This is a genomic window from Halomonas sp. CSM-2 (assembly GCF_002119345.1).
In the GTDB taxonomy this organism is placed as follows: Bacteria; Pseudomonadota; Gammaproteobacteria; order Pseudomonadales; family Halomonadaceae; genus Vreelandella; species Vreelandella janggokensis.
In genome coordinates this window covers 177,797-197,721 of sequence record NZ_NBYR01000006.1, presented here as the reverse complement: position 1 = coordinate 197,721, position 19,925 = coordinate 177,797, and the positions used below count along the sequence as shown (strand labels likewise).

Here is a 19,925-nt window from a genome sequence, read left to right as displayed (position 1 = left end):
TTCTTCAAGGCAAAAAGGGGATAAAAAGAAGATGTACGTCAACAAGCATCACGTGCTTTGGCCTACCGTTTCGTTGATCGGTTTACTGGCTGCCAGCAATGTTTACGCGCAGCAGGATTCCTCCAACGGCGAAACGAGCAGTGCTACCGGTGAAAGCCAAACCATGGTTGTCACCGCAACCCGGAGCAAGAGCGAGGCGGGCCAAACGCCGCAAAAAGTCACGGTGATTAGCCGGGAACAGATTGAGCAGCAGATGGCCATCAGCAGTGACCCTGGCCAGGTGCTTAGCAACCTGATTCCGTCTTACTCCCCCAGCCGCCAGAAACTATCAAATGCGGGTGAGACATTTCGTGGCCGGGATGCGGCTTTTCTGGTCGACGGTGTGCCGCAGTCCAACCCGTTGCGCGACAGCTCGCGTGATAGTTACACCATTGACTTGTCGATGGTCGAGAGCATTGAGGTGATTCACGGTGCCAGCGCGGAACACGGCCTGGGTGCCACTGGCGGGCTGATTAACTTTGTCACCCGGCGCGCCGAAGGTGGAGGAATAAATCAGCATGCGGGCGTTAGCCTCACCACTGATGACGACTTCGAGTCTGACGGCTTTGGTCATAAGCTGGACTACCGCATAAGCGGCCAACAGGGTGACTGGGATTTCGTCGCTGCTGCCACCCGCCAGGAGCGTGGTGTCTTTTACGATGGCAACGACGACATTGTCGGTATCGCCTATCCCGGTGAGCTGCAGAACTCTGAAAGCTACGATCTATTCGGCAAACTGGGGTACTGGATAGACGACAACCAGAACCTTGAGCTGTCGCTCAACCATTTTGATTTGGAAGAAAGCAACGATTACGTGCCGGTACCGGGTGATCGCGATGCGGGCATTCCCACCACGGCGCGCAAGGGCACGCGTGATGGTGAGCCTGGCTTCAATGAGGTCACCACGGCGCGGCTTTCCTACGCCCACGCGGACTGGTTTGGCAACGAGGTCGATGCACAGATTTATCATCAGCGCTTCCGCGCCCGCTTTGCCACCACCCCTTACTTCCCTTACCTGGATAGCGCCGGTGATACCCAGTATGACCAAACGCGCAATGAATCCGACAAGGTAGGTGCCAAGTTCACCGTCAACCGCGATGGCTTGCTGGGGGATCGGCTTGGACTGACCGCGGGGTTGGATATTCTTCGCGATGAGACGCGTCAGATGCTGGTGGAAACCGGGCGTACCTACGTGCCGGAAAGTCAATTCGATAATATTGCGCCTTTCCTCCAGGGCGAGTTTGAGCTGGCCAAGCCGCTCACCCTGCACGCGGGGGTTCGCCACGAGCATGCCGATCTTGAGGTGGATACCTATCAAAGTATCGACCGCGACAATGTCACCCAGGATAACGTGACCGTTGAGGGCGGTAAGCCCAGCTTTGACGAAACGCTGTTTAACGCCGGCCTGGTTTATCAGGCCACCGACTGGGCGCAGCTTTACGCCAACTACTCCGAAGGGTTTGGTATGCCCGATGTGGGCAGGGTGCTTCGCGGCATCAGCACGCCGGGGCAGAGCGTCGATAACCTGCTCCAGCTTCAGCCCATCGTGACCGATAACCGCGAGGTGGGCGCGCGATTCGACTGGGACCGCTACGGTTTGGAGGTCAGTTACTACCAATCAAACTCTGACTTTGGCCAGCGTCTTACGGAGGAAAACGGCACCTGGGTAGGCAACCGCGAGAAGACCGAGATCCAGGGTGTCGAGATTACCGGCGATATGCAGGTAACGGACAATCATGACCTGTCGCTTTCCTACACCCACGCCGAAGGTGAGTCGGATCAGGACGGTGATGGCCGTGTGGAGACCGAACTGACCGGTATCAATATCGCACCGGATACGCTCAAGCTGGGCTGGAGCGCTACCTGGAACGATAAGGTGTCGACCCGCTTGCAGAGCCGTTATTACTTCGATCGAAGCGTCGATGACCCGAAACTTGATTTTGACGGCTATGGGTTAGTGGATGCCTCGCTGACGTATCGACTGCCTGCGGGACGTATGTCCGTCGGCGTTGAAAATGTTACCGACGAAGACTATCTCACCTATTACTCCCAGGCGGCACGTGTCAGCGACGAGTATTACTTCACCGGCCGTGGGCGCACCTTCACCTTGGGCTACCAGTTGGATTTCTGAACTGAAATGTGTTCTTAACTAGCAAGCTGATTGGCGGCACCCCATGGGTGCCGTTTTTTTATTCACGAATGGTTTTCTTAATAACGGCGTTGGCGAGTTCTATACAGCAAGTAAACGAAAAAGGGCGCACCAATACCGGAAACGAAAATGCCTGCTGGCAGGTCACGGGGTAAAAAGGCCACCCGTCCTAGCAGGTCGGCGTTGAGCACGATCAATGCCCCGATCAAGCCGGATGCCGGTACCAACCTGACAAAGTGACGGCCCACCAACTTGGCGGCTATATGTGGGGCCATCAAGCCAACAAAGCTCAAGCCACCCGCAAAGGCAACGGCAGCCCCTGCCAGCGCCACGCTGCAGGCCATCAGTACCAGGCGGCTTCTGAGCAGGTTTATCCCGAGTCCTTGGGCGACTAAATCACCCAGCGCCATGGTATCGAGCTGCCGTGCGTAGCCAAGGCATAGCGGAACCGCAACCAGCAACCAGGGCAGCATGCCCGCTACATCCGGCCACTGGGTGGCATAAAGGCTACCGGTGAGCCATACGTAGGCCACCATGGCGGCCGCGTCATCGCTGATCACGATCAACAGCGTCGTTGCCGCGCCCATGGCGGCGGAAAGCCCGATGCCCACCAGCACCATCCGCGAAGGGCTGACGCCGCCTTTCCAGGCCAGAAAAAATACCAGCAACGCGGCAAAAAACGCGCCGCTCAAGGCAGCGAGCGGGAGCCATTGGCTGCCTAGATAGGTGCTTAACAGGCTCAGAAACACGACCGCTGCCAGCGAGGCACCACTCGTTATGCCGATAACATCAGGCGAGGCGAGCGGGTTGCGCACAATGCCCTGAAGAATCGCGCCAGCAATCGCCAGGGCAGCACCCACCAAAACGGCGAGCAAGATACGTGGCAAACGCAGCTCCCAGATAATAAACGTAATATCGCTTTTTTGCGGTGAAACGAGTGCGTGCAGTACGTTTGCAAACGGTGTGGGAAAACTGCCCAGGCTTAGCGATACCCCCATATTGGCGATCAGAAGCAGCGAAAGCAGCCCGATGGTGGCCCAAAAACGCGTCGGCAACACGTCACTTGTCAGATTGTGTTGCTGTTTCAAAAGGGGAGAAGAGGTCATCATTGGGCCTGCTGTCGCCGCGCCAGATAGATAAAGAAGGGCGTGCCAATCAGCGCGGTCATCACGCCGACGGGAACCTCCTGAGGTGGCATCAAAACCCGCGATGCGATATCGGCCAACAGCAGCAGACTCGCCCCCAGTAGTGCGCAGGCTGGCAGTAGCCAACGGTGGTCGACGCCAAACAGGCCGCGCGCCATGTGCGGCACGATCAACCCCACGAAGCCGATCATGCCTGCTAGCGCAACTGAACTCCCCGCCAGCAGAATCACTACCAGGCCAAGTAACAGCTTGATGGTGCCTGCGCGCATCCCGAGCCCCGCGACCATGTCGTCTCCCAGCATGAGGGCGTTGGCGTGCCTTACCAGAAAACCACACAACAGCAGGGCAAGACCGAATAGCGGGAGCAGGGGCGCCACCAGTGAAAGCTCCCGACCCGCAACGGAACCGGCCAACCAATACAAGACGCTTTCGAAGCTTTGCTGGTCGAGTATCAATAGCCCTTGGCTGAACGACACAAACATGGCGGTGACGGCTACACCGGCAAGCAATACGCGTAGCGGGGGAAGTTCCCCCTGACGGCCGCGGCTGAGGATGACCACCAATCCGGCAGCGACCAGCGCGCCTAATAAGGCTGCCCAAACATAGCTCGCAGGCGTATGCAGCGGCAGTAACGTGACGGCGATGACGACAAAAAACATCGCCCCGGCGTTAATTCCCAGAATGCCGGGGGAGGCCAGTGGATTGCGTGTCAGGGTCTGCATCAGTGCCCCGGCAATGGCCAAGCTTGCCCCCACCAGGGCGGCAATCACCGCCCGGGGCAAGCGTTCGGTGCGTAGAACGATGTGGGCCACCTGGGTTGGGTCGTAGTCACTCAGAGAGGTCAACAAGGCGGCTGGCGGTATATCGGTAGGGCCCGACATGAGACTGGCGATAAAGGCGGTCAGCATGAGTATGCCGCCCGTGCATAGCCCCGCGCCTTTGGCAGCTTGCCCGCTCAGCATTGAGCAGGCTCCATGTCGCCCGTCGGACGTGCCTGGCATGGGAGCGACGATTGAGATGATGAAGGCGTGAGGGCGTAATGGGTATAGAGGTCATCCAGCATCGCATTGGCGGCCAGAATGCCGCCGCCCATGATCCAGTTCACCGTATCAACTTCAAAAACACGGTCGTTTTGTACCGCGTCCAGTCGCTGCCATAAGGGATGTGACCTCCAGTGGCGGTAGTTCTCCATGATGGCCGGGTCGTCGGGCTCCAGTATCACAAAAATGACGTCGGCGTTGATGACGGGAATGTTTTCCTCGCTGGTTAGCTTCATTCCCCAACCCTGGGCCGTGAGTGAGTCAGGCTGTTGAAACCCCAGCTCGCTTAAAATCGAGCCAGCAAAGCCCGACGAATAAAGGCGCAGGTGGTCACTCTTGAAACGTGCCACGGCGGCTTTTTGAGGCCAGGCTAAGCCCGAAAGACGCATTTCTTGGCGAAAATCCGCCACACGCTGATCCCATTCGCTGAGTAAGCGGCGGGCACGGTTTTCCCGGCCGGTCGCCTCAGCGATCAGTGAAAGGCTTGCTTTGAAATCGAACACCGGGCCAGCCACGGCCGTGGGTGCCGTTTTCTCGAGTATTGGAAGCAACCGCTCATGACGAAAACGGGTGGCGACGATAAGGTCCGGATCAAGCCAGGCAATCTTCTCCAGATTAGGCTGGGTTTCCAGGCCCACGTATTCGACATCGGAAAGAGCGTCGCGCAGGTAGCGGTACATGGGTTTTTCCAGCCAGGATTCAACAACGCCGACCGGTGTGACGCCGAGCGCCACGGCGCTGTCAGTGGCGCCTTGGTAAAGCGTGACAATGCGTTGTGGCGCAGAAGGGCCAGTATCATCAACGGTTAGTTGGACGTCTTGAATACCCTGTGCGGCGCAGATATTAACGCTGAGCAATAGCATGCCTAGCAGCCATAGTGGCATGCAGTGGTTTGATCGATGGCGCGTCATTCCAGCTTCCTGATGGCCGCGGTTTTCAAGGAGTTCGAACGGAGAGAGCAAGCCATGGATGATGGCATGATGCAGAGTCTAATACAAATCGTTATCAATTGAGGGTTTCTGGTTCACGGTCCGCTAGCTTTCTTTTAACGATGCGGTACCATGCTGCGCCTGGTTCGCTTTCTTTCTATAGGCATTATTGGCATGAACACTTCTCCTTTTCAGGCGCTGGCCTGCCCGTTAGACGGTAAGCCACTAACGCCATCGGATAGTGCATGGCGCTGCTCGGCGGGGCATAGCTTCGACATTGCCAAGCAAGGTCATGTGAACCTGCTGCCGGTTCAGCAAAAGCGCTCCAGCGATCCTGGCGATAGCAAGTCGATGGTGGCGGCGCGGCGTCGGTTTCTGGAGGCCGGTCACTATCAGCCGATTGCCGAGACGGTGAGTCGGGCAGTATCCGACCACGCAAAACAGAGGGTATCCCGCGATACGTTGTTCAGTTGCCTGGATGCCGGCTGCGGTGAGGGCTACTACCTTCGGGAGCTTGCCAAGGCGGCGACGAACCAGGCGTCGTTGGCGTTAATGGGGCTGGATATTTCCAAATGGGCCGTGCAGGCGGCGGCCAAGCAGGATAATAGACAGCAACCGCAAAGCCGCTGGGTGGTGGGCAGCAATGCCAACCTGCCGGTTCAGAGTGGGGCGCTCGATGGTGTGCTTTGCATGTTTGGTTTTCCGGTCGTTGACGAGTTCGCGCGGGTACTCAAACCAGGCGGCCTGCTGATACAGGTGGAGGCGGGGCCGGATCATCTGCGTGAATTACGCGATATTATCTACCCGACGTTAAAACCGGAACGGGCAAGTGATGATGAGCCGCCAGCGGGGTTTGCGTCACTGGGTTCAGAGACGGTGCGCTACACTCTTGCGCTTGACGATGCAGGAGCCATTTCCGATTTGCTGGTGATGACGCCGCATTTTTACCGTGCGACTACTGAAGGTCGTGAGAAAGCGGCGGCCCTTGGGGAAATAACCTTGACGGTTGACGTGCGCCTGGTGCGGTGGGAGCGTATTTAAAGGCAATTTTCATCGATGCCAAACGCAACAAGGCCCGCTTAAGCGGGCCTTGTGGTTCGAACCTTGGAAGGTTCGAGCAAACTGCTAACGGATGTTAGGAAGTTTGCTTGATGTTAGAAGCTTGTAGGCCTTTCTTGCCTTGGGTAACGTCAAAAGAGACGCTAGCGCCTTCTTGCAGAGATTTGAAGCCGTCGGCTTGAATCTCAGAGAAGTGAGCAAAAAGGTCGTCGCCGCCGTCAGAAGGAGCGATGAAACCGAAGCCTTTAGTGTCGTTAAACCATTTAACTGTGCCAGTTGCCATGATGTAGATCCTTTCGCGCAATTGCGCCTTAATTAAGTTCCTGGTATTACCCAGATTTAAGTAGCGGGTGAAACAAGGAATACAATGTCAGGCTGCCGAAATAGATCGTACACTTCTGAAACCATGCTGCTTGCTAACCACTGACGACACAGTGCCATGGATCGTTTGGGGTGTCAAAACCTTTCAGGTTTTATTTTTCTAAACCCCATGGCGCTCATCGGTTATTGCCAGCCCATTTTCCACACGCTGTCATCTTTCAAGTGCTGCCACGGCATGAGCGTTTCCCGGTGGGAATAGATAGCCTCGACGACAACGTCCACCACGTTCTCATCCTCATCCCGGATCAGTTGGGTAACCATGAAGTGCTTTTCTTTGTTGCGCGGGTGAACCGCCGTCCATTTGCTATAGTGCAGCTTGCTCGGATTAATCGTGTTCATTGGTGCTCCTTGTTACCGACGTATTCAGGGCAAATATCGCTATGCCACACTGATATAATAATGAGCGTGCTTATAATGTTAGCATTGCGAGCATATTCAATCCTGTAAAGGACACCCAATGAAACGCATATGGAAAGCCTATTTTCAGGCGTCGTTGATTTTACGCGTCACCATCGCGCTGGTGCTGGGCGTTGTAGTCGGGCTTGTCGGTGGTGAAACAGTGGCTTCCTGGTTGGCGCCACTGGGCGATCTGCTCCTGCGGCTACTGACATTTCTGATTGTGCCCATTGTGCTGTTTACCCTGATGGTGGGCGTTAACCAATCCCGGGAGGGCAGCGCGGGCCGCATCGGTGGCAAGGTGCTCGGCTATTATCTGGCGTCTTCGGCCCTGGCGATTATGGTGGGGTTAACCGTCGCGACGCTGTTCAGCCCAGGCAGCGGCATGACGCTGGATGACGATGCCAGTTTCTCGGTGCCGGACAATCCGGGCGTTGTCGATACGCTGCTCAATATCGTGCCGAACAATATTATTGGTGCCTTTTCCGAGCTCAATATGCTGGGGATTATTTTTACTGCCCTGGTATTCGGCATTGCACTGCTGAAAATGCGCCAGTCAGCGCGCCAGCAAGCCATGGGCGAGCGGCTTTATGGAGTCATTGAATCGCTGAACGAGGTCACGCTGAAAGTGATGGCGGGCGTATTGCATTACGTCCCCATCGGTGTATTTGCGATTGTCGCCGAAACGGTGAGCCGCCAAGGCCTGGAGACGCTGCTGTCATTGGGCGATATGGTCGTTGTGCTGTACATCGCGCTGGCGGCGCATCTGTTGATTTACTGCGGCATCATGCGGCTGTTCGGGGTAAAGCTGCGTAGTTTCTTCCGCGAAGCGCGCACACCGATGCTCACGGCGTTTGCCACCCAAAGTAGTTCCGGTACCTTGCCCATCACGGTCAATGCCGCCAGTCGCTTGGGAATCCCCAAAAGTATTTATGGTTTCAGCCTGCCGTTGGGGGCTACCTTGAATATGGATGGCGCGGCGATTCGTATCGCCATCTCGGCGGTCTTTGCCGCCAATGTGATCGGCGCGCCGCTGGACTTTGTCAGCATGGTGCAGATTGTGCTGATAGGCACTTTGGTGTCGATTGGCACGGCCGGGGTGCCGGGGGCTGGCATCATCATGATTGCCACCGTCTTCGCCCAGGTTGGCCTGCCGATTGAAACCGTTGCGCTTTTGACCGCTATCGATGCGTTGGTCGGCATGGGGTGTACGGCGCTCAACGTCACGGGCGATCTGGTGGGCACCTCTGTTATTGCGCGTAGCGAAGGCGAGTCGTTAAGTGAAGCACCCGCTGACGAAGCGACCGTAGCGGCGGCAAAGGGATAGATTGGAAAACCACGCTAGATGAGGAGAGCCCATGTTGGACGAGCGAGAGCAGCGCTACCTGGCACGCGCCGTGGCGCTTGCCGAAGAGGCCCTGAAAGCGGGGGATGAGCCCTTTGGCAGTGTGCTGGTCGGAGGCGATGGCGAGGTGCTGGCTGAAGATCGCAACCGGATTGCCGGCGGCGATGCTACCCAGCACCCTGAGTTTGCGCTGGCACGTTGGGCGGCCCAGCACATGACGCCAGAAGCGCGAGCACAGGCCACGGTGTTTACCTCCGGCGAGCATTGCCCGATGTGCGCGGCCGCTCACGGCTGGGTTGGACTCGGGCGTATCGTCTACGCCAGCTCTTCGGCGCAGTTGGGTGCTTGGTTAGCCGAGCTAGGCGTGGCACCGCCACCGGTGGCAACCCTGCCTATTCAACAGGTGGTGCCAGGCCTTCCAGTGGAAGGGCCGGTCGATGGGTGGGATGAAAAAGTACACGCCTTGCATCTGCGGCGACATGACACTGTTCGCTAGGCATAAAAAAACCGCCTGAGCGCATGCTCAGGCGGTTTTGAGTTACCTGGGAAAAGCTAGTGCTTCAATATCACATAAAACGCATGGATGATGCCGGGCACGAAACCAAACAGCGTTAAAATGATGTTAAGCCAGAAATGTCCTTTAAATCCCACCTCAAAGAATACGCCGAGGGGCGGTAAAATGACGGCAAATATCATCTTGATCGGGTCAGTCGCGGTAAACGCCATGAAGCCTCCTTTGCTTTCAAGGTAATAGCTCTATCAAGCACTTTTACACAAGTGCGGTTACGGAAATGTAACGAGAGCTTTTTCAACTGTAGACATCACCAGCATTTCTAGCGAGTCCAACGGCCGGTTATGACGCGTGCCATCAGAAATCGTTCCATCCAGTCATGCAGCATTGTTATACACACTCTTTTGATGTCCCGGGAGGGATCCCTGTGAAAAGACTCACCACCACCTCGGTTTGCTTGGCCAGCTGCTTGCTAACCCCTTCAGTCTGGGCACAGCCCAATGACACAGAAATGGCAACGATTGAGGTCACTGCGCCACGGTTGGCCCGCGAGCTTTATGCAACCCCCGCGGCCGTCTCAACGCTTGAATCGGACGCCATTGCCCGAGGCCAGCAACGCGTTCGGCTGGATGAGTCGCTGGTGCGGGTGCCCGGTGTATTCCTGCAAAACCGCGATAATTTCGCCCAGGGTCAACGCATCTCGATTCGTGGCTTTGGCGCCCGCGCGCCGTTTGGCGTGCGCGGCATCACGGTCATGGTCGATGGTATCCCTTATACGCTGCCGGACGGCCAGGCCCAGCTCGATGCGATTGACCTGGACAGCGCCGAGCGCATCGAAGTGATTCGCGGCCCGTCGTCGGTGCTCTATGGCAACGCGGCAGGTGGGGTGATCGATGTGATCACCGCCGACGGCCGCGATAACCCCGGTACGAGTGTGCGCGCCGAGGCAGGCAGCGATGGCTACCGTAAAACGTCCCTGCAAACCGGGGGGAGCCAAGGCGATTGGTCGCACCACGTTAGCGTCTCGGCGCTCAATGTTGATGGCTATCGCGAGCAAAGCTCGACGGAAAAGTACCTGTTGAATGCCAAGCTTCGTCGGGAGCTGGGCAGTGAGCGGGCGTTAACCGCCATCGTCAATTTATTGGATAACCCGCGTTCAGAGGATCCCGGTGCGTTGAACGCAGACGAAGTGGCGCAAGGTCGTGATCAGGCCGCGCCGAATTCGCTGGCCTTGGATGCAGGGCAAAACGTGGACCAGCAACTGCTGGGACTACAGTACGAGGACCTGACCGCTGGCCCTGGCGAGTTATACCTTAAAGGGTTTATCTCCCAGCGGGATTTTGAGCAGCAGCTGCCGTACGTCGGCGATAGCCGCATCGGCTATCAGCGGGATTACCTGGGGGCGAGCGCCGAGTACCACCACGAGGTGACCTTGGGGAATCTGCCGCTGAGTTATATCGCAGGCGCCGAGGTAGCCCGGCAGGATGACGAGCGCTTCCGCAACGACGTGAATCCCCAGGGCGTCGTCGGTGAGCAGTTGGCCGAAGAAACCCAGACGGCCACCTCGACCGGCGTTTTCGCTCAGGGCGACCTGGCGCTGACCGAGCAACTGACCCTTTCCCTCGGCGCGCGCTTTGACCGCGTTGAATTAGAGGTGGACGATCGTTATCAGGACGACGGTGACCAGAGCGGCGACCGCCGCTTTGATGAGTGGAGTGGCTCGGCGGGGCTAAGCTATCGCTACCGCCCCCAGCATCAGGTTTACGTGAATACCGGCACCGCCTTTGAAACACCAACGTTTTCGGAGTTTGCCAACCCGGCGGGCGGCGGCTTTAATCCATCGGTGTCGCCACAAAAAGCCTGGAATCGGGAAGTAGGCGCTCGTGGCTATGTGGGGCCGTTGGCGCTGGATTATGACCTGACGCTGTTTTCGGTGCGCGTACGCGATGAATTGGTGCCTTATGACGAAGGGGATCGCACTTTCTACCAAAACGCCGGTGATACCGACCGCGATGGTATTGAACTGGCGCTGGGCTGGCAATTTGCCGACCAATGGCGGCTGGATAGCGCCTTGACGCTGGCACGCTACGAGTTTGACCGCTTCTCTACTCCCGCCGAGCGCTTTGGGGGCAATCGGATCCCCGGTTTGCCGGAGCAGACCTGGGTCAACCAGCTAACCTGGGAGGGGCGCGATGATCGCTTTGCCACGCTTGAAACCCAGTATACAGGCGACATGGTGGCCGATAACGCCAACGAGGTAGAGGTGGATGACTACTGGCTGTTGAACCTGCGTGCGGGCAATGGCTGGCGCCTGGGGGACGATACCCGACTCAACGCTTATGTCGGCGTACGCAACCTGCTTGACGAAGAGCACTACGCCAACGTGCGTTTAAATGCAGGGTTCGGCCGCTATTACGAGCCCGCGCCAGGGCGCAGCGTTTATGGTGGTGTAGAAGTCAGCTTTTAAAGCGTCAGCCATTGAGGCAAAAAAACGGGCGGTCCTCGGTCATCGAGGCCGCCCGTTTTCGTTGGTGGATGCGCGATATTACTCTGGTAGCGCGTAACCAATCACGTAGTCACCCATTTGGGTACCAAAGGTGCCATGGCCACCTGCCGTTACCACCACGTACTGGCGGCCGTCTTCCCCGGTGTAGGTCATGGGGGTTGCCTGGCCACCTGCCGGTAGACGAGCCTTGAACAGCTCTTCACCTGTGGTGATATCGTAACCGCGCAGGTACTGATCCAGCGTGCCGCTCAGGAACGACACCCCGCCACCGGTGGTCAGCGGGCCGCCAAGGGCTGGCACGCCTACCTCAAAGCCAATCGGCAGGTCGAAGGGCATGCTGTCTCGAGTAGTGCCATTACGATGCTTCCAGGCTACCTCGGCTTCCTGCAGGTTGATACCCGCCACATCACCCCAGGAGGGCGCTTGGCAGGGCAGGCCGAGCACCGACAGTAGCGGCCCCAGCTTGACGGCGTAGGGCGCGCCGGCATTGACTTGCAGCCCCTGTTCGCTGGCCGAGCCCTGGCCGTCTTCGACCTCCTCACGGGGAACCAGCGTCGAGACAAAGGCCAGGTACTTGGCGCCGGTGAACAGCGCCTGGCGTTCGGGATCGACCGCGACACCACCCCAGTTCATCACACCGACGTTGCCCGGATAGACAATGCTGCCTTCAAGCGACGGCGGCGTGTACTGGCCTTCGTAGCGCAAGGCGTTGAACTGAATGCGACACATCATCTGGTCAAACGGTGTGGCACCCCACATGTCGCTTTCAGTGAGCGGCGGTGGCAGCAGGTTAAGGTCAGAACGCGGCTGCGTCTCGGCGGTCCAGTCACCTTCAACGGCGCCCAGTGGGGCCGGGACTTCCTCAATGGGCACAATCGGCTCGCCGGTTTCGCGGTTCAACACGTAAAGGCTGCCCTGCTTGGTCGGCTGAATGACGGCTGGCTGGGTACCATCATCGGTGGCGAGATCAATCAGCACCGGCTGGGCGGGGGTGTCCATATCCCAGAGGTCGTGGTGGACAAACTGGTAGACCCATTCGACCTGACCTGATGCAAGGTCGAGGGCTACCAGCCCTGCGCTGTAGGTCTCGTCGTTGACGCTGCGATTGGCACCGTACTGGTCGGGCGTGGCATTGCCCATGGGCAGATAGACCATGCCCAGGTCTTCATCGACGCTGATCGGTGCCCAGACATTGGGCGAGTTGCGGGTGTAGGTTTCACCATCGCCCATCGGCTCGGTATCGTGAGGGTTGCCGCTGTCCCAGTTCCAGACAAGCTCGCCGGTGTGCACGTCAAAGGCGCGAATGACGCCGGAGGGCTCATCGGTGGAGCTGTTATCGGTGACGTGGCCGCCAAGGATAATCAGGTTCTCGGTTACCGTGGGGGGCGAAGTGGAATAGTAGCCGCCGGGATCAAAGTCGCCGATATTACGTGTCAGGTCGATTTCGCCGTCATCGCCAAACGCTGCGCAGCGCTCGCCGGTATCCGCATTTAGCGCAATCAGGCGGGCATCAGCGGTAGGCAGGTAGAGCCTGCGCGGGCACATCACGTCAGCGGCACTTGGCATACGGGGCGTGACGTCATCCCCGGCGTCGCTGCCTGGGTTCATGAAGAGTAGAAACGCCAGGTCAATATCAAAGGTATCGCGATCGAAGAGTTCAGGCGTCTGGCGGGTGCCATCCGTCTTATTGGTGTCAGTCTCGCGGGTGTCGTCGCTATCGGCATAGCGACCGGCATCGTAATAGGCGAGGCCGCGGCAGGTCATATGCGCCCAGCCGGAGAAGTTCTCTGCGCCCATGGTGCTGATCTCCGGATCGAAGGACCAGTGGGTCTCGCCGGTTTCCGGGTCCAGCGACATCGCGCGGCTGTGCGAGGTGCAGATATACAGGCTGTCGTTGACCTTGAGCGGTGTGTTCTGGTTGGTGATTTCCGGCGGCGCGTCGGGGCCTGCCTCGTCGCCGGTCTGAATGCGCCAGACTTCTTCCAGTTCGCCGATGTTGTCCGGCGTGATCTGATCAAGGCTGGAGTAGTGCGTGCCCGCGTTGGTGCCGCCATAGGCGGGCCAGTCGTCACCGGCCACCTGAGCCGGGTTGACGGTCTCCTGGTGGTCGCTGCGCTGGGTATCGAGGGTGCCTTCAACGGTGGCCGGGTCGTCAAGCTGACTGGCCAGGGCGACACCAATCGAAGCGATGACGGCCAGGCCAAGCGCCACGCTGCCGCCCCGCGAGTCGAGGGATTTTCGCCACCACGGCAGCAGCAATACAATGCCGATCAAACAGGGGATGGCCACCCGGGGAACAAGCTGCCACCAGTCCAGGCCGACTTCCCACAGCGCCCATCCCAGGGTGGCGAATAAAACCAGCGCGTAGAGCCACAAAGCAGCTCCCTTGCGCAGGGCGAGCAATACCCCGCTGGTGATAATGGCAACGCCCGCTACCAGATAATACGCGCTGCCCCCCAGGCTAAGTAACTTCCCTCCGCCAATCGCCAGGGCGAGGCCCGCGATGATAAGCAGTAGGCCAAGTAAAACAGCGGGCCATTTTGCCCGCTTGCGGTCTTCCATGAAGTTCCCCTTTTATGAACTCTGGATCGCTTGGCGATCCTCTCGAACCATCATCAGGCGTCATATGCTTAACGCGCTAACTATTTTAAGAGTCAATACATCAATGGTCTAACGATTTTATGTGTTTCTCAATGATATGAAGGGTCACGTAAAAGAAAAAGCCGCGCTGGAAGACCAGGCGCGGCTTAAATACACAACAGTGAGTGGCGTTCAGTGCGGCATCAATTCAACTTGACCAGCATCTTGCCGGTATTGCCGCCATCAAACAGCGCCAGAAAAGCATCGGGGGTGTTTTCCAGCCCTTCTTTGACGGTTTCTTTATAGTCGAGCTTACCGGCGACGACCTGAGGAGCGACTTCCTTGAGGAAGTCCGGGTAATGTTGCCAATGATCCGCCACGATGAAGCCCTGCATTCTCGCTTTGCGTACCACAAGCTGGGCGAGATTGCTGGGGCCAGGGACCGGTGTTTTGGCGTTGTAGCTGTCAATCATGCCGCATACCGCAATCCGTGCGCCCTCGTTTAACTGGCTTAGAGCCGCTTCCAGGCAGGTGCCACCGACGTTTTCAAACACCACATCAATACCTTTGGGGCTTGCCAACTGGATGGCATCGCCAAGCTCTTGGGCGTTTCGGTCGCGGTAGCTTACGGGTTCGATATGCAGTGATTCCAGCCAGGCCAGTTTGTTGGCCGCGCCCGCGATACCTACCACATGGCAGCCTTTTGCTTTCGCTAACTGGACCGCCAGTGAACCGACGGCCCCGCTGGCGGCACTAACCAGGACGTTATCGCCAGGCTGGCAGTTGGCTATCCGGTTGAGTCCAGTCCAGGCGGTCATGCCCGGCATTCCCAGCACGCCCAGGTAGGCCTGTTCGGCCACCCCAAAATCCGGCAGCACTTGAACACCCTCAGAGGAAATCTGTGCAATATCGCGCCAGCCGCCCATATGGCCGACCAGGTCGCCTTCTTTAAGGCGCTCGTCGCGCGAGGCAATGACTTCGCCAACAGCGCCGCCTTCCATGGGTTTGCCCAGCTCAAACGGGGGGACATAGGTGTGCAGGCCGGTCATGCGGCCACGCATATAGGGATCTACTGAAAGCCAATGGTTGCGGATGCGGACGTCGCCGGGAGCGAGATCCGGGAGCGTTTGGGTTTCCAGTTGAAAAAGTTCGCGTTCGGGGCGGCCTTCCGGATAACGGCTTAGCGTAAAAAAGCGAGACTGCATGTTGCCTCCAGCGACGATGTTTTTAACAGCGGTGTTCGTGACAGTGGTGTTTTGAATAACGTTCCGTGTTATCCAGAGACCGTTAGCGTGCTTGATAGTTTCGTCACGAATCCTGGCAAAGGACGCACAAAAAAACAACGGGCGCTTGAGCGCCCGTTGATGCGAATGCAGTAGGTCGTGGTTAGGTGTTGCTAGTTCAGCAGCGTCACCATAACCGGTGCAACGCCACGCTTCAGCATGCCCAGTTCACGCGCTGCGCTTTTGGACAGGTCAATGATACGCCCTTGCACGTAAGGACCGCGGTCATTGATCAGGACTTCGACTTCTTGTCCGGTATCCGGGCGCTTTACCAGCACCTTGCTTCCAAAGGGAAGGCTTGGGTGCGCGGCGGTCAGTGCCTGTTGATCAAAGGCATCACCACTGGCAGTGGTTGCTCCTTGAAAGCGGTCGCTGTAGAAGGACGCAACGCCGCGCTGAGTATCGGCGGGTGTACCGTGTGCCAGAGCGCTATTCACTGCCGTGGTGAATACGGCTATGGCAAAGCAAAAATTCAATAACGTATGTTTGATAGCTCCCATAGGAGTACCTCAGTGTGTCGTGTCGCGGGTTTCGCATCCATCGATGAGGTGCCAATTTGGCTACTCGATAGTAACGCTGGACCGTACCCTGGGCAAGCTTTTAGACGATCGGCGCTTATGGCCTCATATTGGTCTCTCTTGTCCGTGATATTTGGCGCCTTTTAATTCAGCGGCTTATCCAAGGCTGTTGTAAACATCGAGGCTGTAAAAAAGCGAAACCAGATGAGGCTGTCAACCCAATGGCGGCCATTATGCGTTTATAATGCCGTTTTCAACTCGACTATATCTATCTGCCACAAGATCAAGGATTGCTCATGGCTAAATCTTCTCCGCTTGGTTATCTGCTTGTCGCCGTTGGCGGCGGTGTTATCGGCTTTTTGGCGGCACAGGCCATTCCGCTCAATATACCGTCCGAGCTAACACCTGATTCCCAAAACGGCCAGGACACTGCTGAATCGAGTCGTTTGGCAGGTCTTGAGCGCGCTACCCTGGGGGAGCGCTTGAGAGGGGAGGTGACCTCTGAAAGTGCGCTCAACGGCAATGATGGCAGCCGTTTCGAGCGCTATGTCATCGCGCTGGACGAAGACGATTTGGTTGAGGTATCGCTGGAAGGCGCCCTTCAGGGCGTAGTGGCTCTCTATGATGACCAGCTACAACTGTTGGATAGCGCCGAGGTATTGCGCCAGCGCATCGATCAAAGCGGTGACTACATGCTGGTGGTCAGTGGGGCTGACGCTCAAAGCTATGGACCTTTTACCCTTGAAAGCCGTCGCCTTGAACTCAGCGACACGGATACCCTGGCGTTGGATACGCCTCTGGATAGCTGGCTTCAGAGCGATGAGCGTGACTATACGTTCACGGTCGAAGAGGCGGGCATGTACGACATTGACATGCGCTCCGATGAATTCGACACCTATCTGGTGCTGGAAGGGCCCAATGGCTACTACCGCGAAGACGACGACAGCGCAGGTAACCTGAATGCGCGTATCGCCGATTTTCTTGCGCCCGGCGAATACCAGGTGACAGCGCGTTCAGCCTACGGTGACGGCGAAGGTGTCTTTACGCTGGCGCTGACGCCCCGTGAGTTGCCCAGCGACACCCAACTGCGTAATGCAGGTGAGTTGACGCCGGGTGAGTCACTCAATGGCTGGTACAGCGGTGAGTCGTTGACCTATGAGCTGACACTCGACGAGACATCCAGCGTCACGCTCGACATGCGTTCAAGTGATTTCGATACGTACCTTGAGCTTGAGGGCAACGGCGTTTCGTTAAGCGATGATGACGGCGCAGGCGGCACGGATTCGCGAATCACCGAACAACTGCTACCGGGTACCTACACGGTCACCGCCCGGGGCTATAGCCATACCGCCAGTGGTTTATTTGAGCTTGCTACTCGCGCCGAGCCAAGCGAGGGAGAGCCTCAGCTGTAAGCGGGATGTCGACAGTATTAATAGCTTAAAAGCCGCCCCTCCAGGCGGCTTTTAAGTTCAAGGCGTTAACCATGGCGCCTGGCAATCCAGATGCCTGACATTAACGGCCAGCTTTCAGACAGCCCACGACCACCAGGGCGCCTGCGACCGGCAGGCGCCAGTCCAGCGTGCTCATTCCCGCTAATACCAACAGCAGCGCCGCTAAAATGGGCACGCCATAGGCGAGGCTGCCGACCAGGCTGGTATGCCCCCAGCGCAACGCTTTATCCCATGCCACCATGGCGATGCCGTAAGGCCCAAGGCCCAGCGCCATGCCGGTCAGCACCGCTTCGTTGCTGGGTAATGCGATCTGCCCTTCTAGAATCGCACTCGCGCCCGCCGCTATAACACAGGCAATCAGCAATAAACGCGGCAGCAGCGGTGTTAGCGGTACCGGTGCCACCTGGCTAAGCCAGGAATAAAGTGCCCAGCAGCAGGCCGCTAAAAGCGCCAGCGCGTAACCGGTGAGTGCATTGTCGCCACCGCCGCCGGATGCCTGAGGGATCAGCAGCAGGGCGGCACCGGAAAAGGCGATCAGCGCACCGACCAGTCCGTCCATCCGCAGACGGCCAAACCGGCTCCACTGGCTGAGCAGCACGAACAGTACCGGCCAGGTATAGGTGATCAATGCCGCCTCAGCTGCGGGGGCCAGCCGCATGCCGATGAAATACGTGCTGACGGCGCCAATGATCAGCAACGGAATGCCCAGCCAAATGCTTAGCTGCCAAGCGTGGCCGCAAGTGGCGACGTTAACCCGTCGACTGAGCGGTAGCGTTGCTAATGCGCCTGCTAACAGCGTCAGTGCCGTGAGCTGGAGAGGCGGCGTGGCCCGGGCGTAATCAGCCAGAAGGGGGGCGGCACTCCAAAGCATCACGGCCACCAGCGCCGCCCCAACACTGTAGCTACGTGGAAACACAACGAGTGGATTGACATGATGCATAGCGATCTCCTGACCTTGCCTTGAGGTGACCTGCACAGCATACTCATCGGCAACACATCACAATATCGATCTTTTTTGATCGTTTTTATCAAGGAATATGATGTATGAGGGCGCCAACGCTGGACCTGACGTTACTACGCACGCTCGTGGCAATCGCCGACACCGGCAGCGTGACGGCGGCTGCAAAACGCCTGGCCTATACCCAGTCGACCGTCAGCATGCAGCTTCAGCGTCTGGAAACCCAACTGGCGCTGACCCTTCACGAGCGCGAAGGGCGCAAACTCCGCTTTACCCCGGATGGGGAGCGGTTGCTTAACCACGCCCGCCGCCTGTTGATACTCAATGACGAGGCCTGGAGTGACATGCAGGCGCGTCAGGTGGGCGGCGAACTGACCCTGGGCATCCCGGAAGATTACGCCTCCCTATTGCCTTCCGTGTTCGCCTACTTTCACCAGTTATACCCAGGCGTGGGGCTTCAGGTCAGGTGTGGTACCAGCGGTGACCTGGTGGAACGCGTAAAACGTGCCGAGCTGGATCTGGCGCTGGTGACCCGGCAGCGTAACTCACCAGGCGGCGAGATCATTCGGCGCGAGCCTTTAATATGGGCGGTAGGCGTTAACCAGCAGCCATCGTTAACCGACCCGCTGCCGTTAGCGTTGTATTCACCCGGCGCGGATGTGTTTCGTGAGATAGCCGAACAGGCGCTGAAAAACGCCGGGCGTGACTGGCGCGTCGCCTATACCAGCCAATCCATGGCAGGGCTGGCACCGATCGTGACGGCCGGGTTGGCTGTGGTAGTGGTAACGCGGAGCATGCTGACGCCGCTTTTAAGGCCACTTGACGAAGCCAGTGGCCTGCCATCGCTACCGATGATCGAACTGGCACTCCACCGCGCACCGCATCGCCCGTCAGAACCAGCCCGCCGACTGGGCGAGCTGATCCGCGAGCAGTTGGCCGCACCGGTTGATGCCTGGGCACCATGACAGCAAGCGTTGACGGTGACCGTTGGCTTTAGCAGCGAAGTTGCCCAGAACTCGCTAAACTAAGCACACATAAGCGAATTCTGGGCGGTTGCAGAGGAGCACAGCATGCATGAGTTAGACCACTATATTTACCCTCACCGGGTGCTCCACTGGCTGGTGGCGGGGGCGGCACTACTCTCGCTGGCGAGCGGTTTGACGCTGGGTTTTTTGGGCTTTGAGCGGACGGTAGAGTTGATCGGCACGGGGGTTACCAACCTGCTGTATACCAGCCATAAAACGCTGGGCGTGACCATACTGCTGCTGATGACGCTACGCATCATCACCCGGATCGCGTTCGTGGTACCCGACCACGACCCACCCTTGAATGGCTTCGAGCGTGTCGTCAGTACCAGCGTGCATCATTTGCTCTATGCGGCCTTGGTCGTGATGCCGCTATTGGGTTGGGCGGCCACCGCCAGCGGGGGGTTCCCAGTCGAGTTCTTTCATTGGCACCTGCCAGGACTCATTGGCGAGCATCCGGCGCTTTCCGAGCGGCTCTTTACCTGGCATGGTTGGCTCGGCTGGGCCATTGTGGTGCTGGTAACCCTGCATGTATTGGGCGCGCTTTATCACTGGCGTATCAAGCGTGACAACGTTATGAAGCGTATGAGCCTGTTTGACTAAGCTATTC

The 19,925-nt window shown here is 58.0% G+C and carries 18 protein-coding genes; 8 read left to right on the top strand and 10 right to left on the bottom strand.

Going from position 1 to position 19,925, the window contains the following annotated elements:
* Positions 1 to 31: 31 nt before the first annotated feature.
* Positions 32 to 2,170, top strand: coding sequence for a TonB-dependent receptor (locus B7L15_RS06870; RefSeq protein ID WP_085918253.1), 2,139 nt, complete (start codon positions 32 to 34; stop codon positions 2,168 to 2,170).
* Between the two features lie 77 nt (positions 2,171 to 2,247).
* Here the strand turns inward: B7L15_RS06870 and B7L15_RS06865 are convergent, their stop codons facing one another.
* The 3 genes from B7L15_RS06865 to B7L15_RS06855 are packed head-to-tail and all read right to left on the bottom strand — an operon-like array spanning position 2,248 to position 5,284.
* Positions 2,248 to 3,294, bottom strand: coding sequence for a FecCD family ABC transporter permease (locus tag B7L15_RS06865; RefSeq protein WP_085918286.1), 1,047 nt, complete (start codon positions 3,292 to 3,294; stop codon positions 2,248 to 2,250).
* Complete coding sequence (locus B7L15_RS06860) at positions 3,294 to 4,295, bottom strand: FecCD family ABC transporter permease (RefSeq protein WP_085918252.1); 1,002 nt, start codon at positions 4,293 to 4,295, stop codon at positions 3,294 to 3,296. Before B7L15_RS06860 ends, B7L15_RS06865 begins: the two co-directional genes overlap by 1 nt.
* Positions 4,289 to 5,284 carry an ABC transporter substrate-binding protein gene (locus B7L15_RS06855; protein WP_254902865.1) on the bottom strand — a complete coding sequence of 332 codons (996 nt, stop codon included), beginning with the start codon at positions 5,282 to 5,284 and terminating at the stop codon, positions 4,289 to 4,291. Before B7L15_RS06855 ends, B7L15_RS06860 begins: the two co-directional genes overlap by 7 nt.
* 192 nt (positions 5,285 to 5,476) lie before the next feature.
* Here B7L15_RS06855 and B7L15_RS06850 point away from each other — a divergent pair, with 192 nt between their 5' ends.
* Complete coding sequence (locus B7L15_RS06850) at positions 5,477 to 6,343, top strand: putative RNA methyltransferase (RefSeq protein ID WP_085918284.1); 867 nt, start codon at positions 5,477 to 5,479, stop codon at positions 6,341 to 6,343.
* A gap of 94 nt (positions 6,344 to 6,437) precedes the next feature.
* On the opposite strand, the gene B7L15_RS06845 is transcribed toward B7L15_RS06850, so the two are convergent.
* Both B7L15_RS06845 and B7L15_RS06840 read right to left on the bottom strand, forming a co-directional pair.
* Positions 6,438 to 6,644 (bottom strand): cold-shock protein, encoded by a 207-nt coding sequence (locus tag B7L15_RS06845; RefSeq protein WP_027336479.1) that lies wholly within the window; start codon positions 6,642 to 6,644, stop codon positions 6,438 to 6,440.
* 221 nt (positions 6,645 to 6,865) lie between these two features.
* Complete coding sequence (locus B7L15_RS06840; RefSeq protein ID WP_085918251.1) at positions 6,866 to 7,081, bottom strand: TIGR02450 family Trp-rich protein; 216 nt, start codon at positions 7,079 to 7,081, stop codon at positions 6,866 to 6,868.
* A 118-nt stretch (positions 7,082 to 7,199) separates the two neighbouring features.
* Between B7L15_RS06840 and B7L15_RS06835 the strand changes: the two genes are divergently transcribed.
* Positions 7,200 to 8,465: a dicarboxylate/amino acid:cation symporter gene (locus B7L15_RS06835; RefSeq protein WP_085918250.1), complete on the top strand. Its 1,266-nt coding sequence runs from the start codon at positions 7,200 to 7,202 to the stop codon at positions 8,463 to 8,465.
* Positions 8,466 to 8,496: 31 nt separating this feature from the next.
* Positions 8,497 to 8,979 (top strand): nucleoside deaminase, encoded by a 483-nt coding sequence (locus tag B7L15_RS06830; RefSeq protein WP_085918249.1) that lies wholly within the window; start codon positions 8,497 to 8,499, stop codon positions 8,977 to 8,979.
* A 56-nt stretch (positions 8,980 to 9,035) separates the two neighbouring features.
* Here the strand turns inward: B7L15_RS06830 and B7L15_RS06825 are convergent, their stop codons facing one another.
* The gene (locus B7L15_RS06825; RefSeq protein ID WP_009722289.1) at positions 9,036 to 9,209 is read right to left on the bottom strand and encodes a YqaE/Pmp3 family membrane protein; all 174 of its coding nucleotides are present in this window, start codon (positions 9,207 to 9,209) and stop codon (positions 9,036 to 9,038) included.
* Positions 9,210 to 9,505: 296 nt separating this feature from the next.
* Here B7L15_RS06825 and B7L15_RS06820 point away from each other — a divergent pair, with 296 nt between their 5' ends.
* Complete coding sequence (locus B7L15_RS06820; protein WP_254902863.1) at positions 9,506 to 11,461, top strand: TonB-dependent receptor family protein; 1,956 nt, start codon at positions 9,506 to 9,508, stop codon at positions 11,459 to 11,461.
* Between the two features lie 78 nt (positions 11,462 to 11,539).
* Here the strand turns inward: B7L15_RS06820 and B7L15_RS06815 are convergent, their stop codons facing one another.
* The 3 genes from B7L15_RS06815 to B7L15_RS06805 all read right to left on the bottom strand — a co-directional run bounded on the left by B7L15_RS06815 (position 11,540) and on the right by B7L15_RS06805 (position 15,863).
* A complete protein-coding gene (locus B7L15_RS06815; RefSeq protein WP_085918247.1) occupies positions 11,540 to 14,062 on the bottom strand; it encodes a membrane-bound PQQ-dependent dehydrogenase, glucose/quinate/shikimate family in 2,523 nt (840 codons plus the stop codon).
* Positions 14,063 to 14,283: 221 nt separating this feature from the next.
* On the bottom strand, positions 14,284 to 15,285 hold the full coding sequence (locus tag B7L15_RS06810) for an NADP-dependent oxidoreductase (RefSeq protein ID WP_085918246.1): 1,002 nt from the start codon (positions 15,283 to 15,285) through the stop codon (positions 14,284 to 14,286).
* Positions 15,286 to 15,476: 191 nt separating this feature from the next.
* On the bottom strand, positions 15,477 to 15,863 hold the full coding sequence (locus B7L15_RS06805) for a septal ring lytic transglycosylase RlpA family protein (RefSeq protein WP_085918245.1): 387 nt from the start codon (positions 15,861 to 15,863) through the stop codon (positions 15,477 to 15,479).
* 314 nt (positions 15,864 to 16,177) lie between these two features.
* On the opposite strand from B7L15_RS06805, the gene B7L15_RS06800 reads away from it, so the two are divergent.
* Positions 16,178 to 17,293, top strand: a complete 1,116-nt coding sequence (locus B7L15_RS06800) for a hypothetical protein (RefSeq protein WP_085918244.1) — start codon at positions 16,178 to 16,180, stop codon at positions 17,291 to 17,293.
* A 100-nt stretch (positions 17,294 to 17,393) separates the two neighbouring features.
* Here the strand turns inward: B7L15_RS06800 and B7L15_RS06795 are convergent, their stop codons facing one another.
* Positions 17,394 to 18,272, bottom strand: coding sequence for a DMT family transporter (locus tag B7L15_RS06795; RefSeq protein ID WP_085918243.1), 879 nt, complete (start codon positions 18,270 to 18,272; stop codon positions 17,394 to 17,396).
* A gap of 104 nt (positions 18,273 to 18,376) precedes the next feature.
* Between B7L15_RS06795 and B7L15_RS06790 the strand changes: the two genes are divergently transcribed.
* Both B7L15_RS06790 and B7L15_RS06785 read left to right on the top strand, forming a co-directional pair.
* On the top strand, positions 18,377 to 19,255 hold the full coding sequence (locus B7L15_RS06790; protein WP_085918242.1) for a LysR substrate-binding domain-containing protein: 879 nt from the start codon (positions 18,377 to 18,379) through the stop codon (positions 19,253 to 19,255).
* Between the two features lie 105 nt (positions 19,256 to 19,360).
* The gene (locus B7L15_RS06785) at positions 19,361 to 19,918 is read left to right on the top strand and encodes a cytochrome b (protein WP_085918241.1); all 558 of its coding nucleotides are present in this window, start codon (positions 19,361 to 19,363) and stop codon (positions 19,916 to 19,918) included.
* Positions 19,919 to 19,925 lie beyond the last annotated feature (7 nt).